The 1,273-nt window shown below is 66.8% G+C and carries 1 pseudogene; it reads left to right on the forward strand.

The features are described 5' to 3' along the window. Positions 1-82: 82 nt before the first annotated feature. Positions 83-1,273: pseudogene (locus FJ980_RS32375) on the forward strand (GtrA family protein); the annotation flags it as partial.

Below are 1,273 nucleotides of genomic sequence, written 5' to 3' on the forward strand. Positions count from 1 at the left end.
CCGTTAAGGCTAGGTTTAAGGCCGGACCGTACGAGTGTCGATTGGCCGGAAAGGCCCGGCATTCCTGCCAGAGGCGATGGGGATGAGCACAGCCAGCAACGGCGCTTCAACCTGGAAGTCCGACATAGCGTTTGCGTTGCTTGCCGCCTTGCTGCTGCTGGCGCTTGATCTTTATGCCGGATTCCCGCAACTGGCCAACCCGGCCGGCGACAATGACAGCCTGCTGCAACTGGTGGAGGTTCGCGACCTCCTGGCCGGCCAGGGCTGGTTCGACCTGCACCAGTACAGGATGGGGCTGGAGGGTGGCTTCGTCATGCACTGGTCGCGGCTGCTCGACGCCCCGCTGGCGCTCGGCATGCTTGCCCTGTCGGCCCTGACGGGCAGTGCCGCTTTGGGCGAGCAGGTCGTGCAGGTGCTTTGGCCCCTCCTGCAATTCTGGCTCGCGCTGTTCTCCATCATGCGCGCCGCGCGCGCTTTCGCCGGCGAGCACGCGGTCCTGCCCGCCGCGGTGGTCGGCGGAGCGGCCTTGTATTATCTCGGAATCTTCTCGCCCGGCGCGCTCGATCACCACAATGTCCAGCTGATGCTGACCCTGGCCGGCCTGGCTTTGCTGCTTGAAGCCCCTCGCCACCGGACCGCCGCCCTGTTTGCCGGCGCGTGCGCCACCCTGGCATTGGCGATCGGCATGGAAAGCGCCCCCTATGCTGGAACCCTGGGCGCCATCGTCGCCCTGCTGTTCCTCGTCAGCGGTGGCGGCGAAAGGCTGATCGCCAGGGATTTTGGCTTGGGCGTCACCGCCGTCTCGGCCCTTGTTTTCATCACTACCATACCGGCGTCGGCATGGGGGCAGACGCAGTGCGACACCTTCTCGACCGTGCACTTCGTGGTTGCCGCGCTTGCCGGCGCCGGCCTTGCGGTCATCGCCTCATGGGGCGCCGCCAATGCGACGTACGGCCGTCGCCTGGTCTCGCTCGGCCTGCTGGCGTTCGTGCTTATCCTTGTCGTGATGTTTCTGTTCCCGCAATGCCTGGCTGCCCCCTATGCCGGCCTCGACCCGCGCCTCCAGCAGATGTGGCTCGGTCATATCGACGAAGCGCAGTCGATATTCCAGCTCGTCGCGGCCGATCCGGCCAGAGCGGTGGCGCGCTTCGCGACGCCGCTGGTGGCGATCGTCCTGATGGCGCTGCGTCTCGGCAAGGGCGGCTGGCGGCGGCAGGACAGTCTCGTCGGCGCGCTGCTGGTGGTGGCTTTCCTGGTCAGCGCCTGGGAGGTC

Origin of the sequence: Mesorhizobium sp. B1-1-5, from assembly GCF_006443065.1 — a bacterium.
GTDB lineage: Bacteria > Pseudomonadota > Alphaproteobacteria > Rhizobiales > Rhizobiaceae > Mesorhizobium.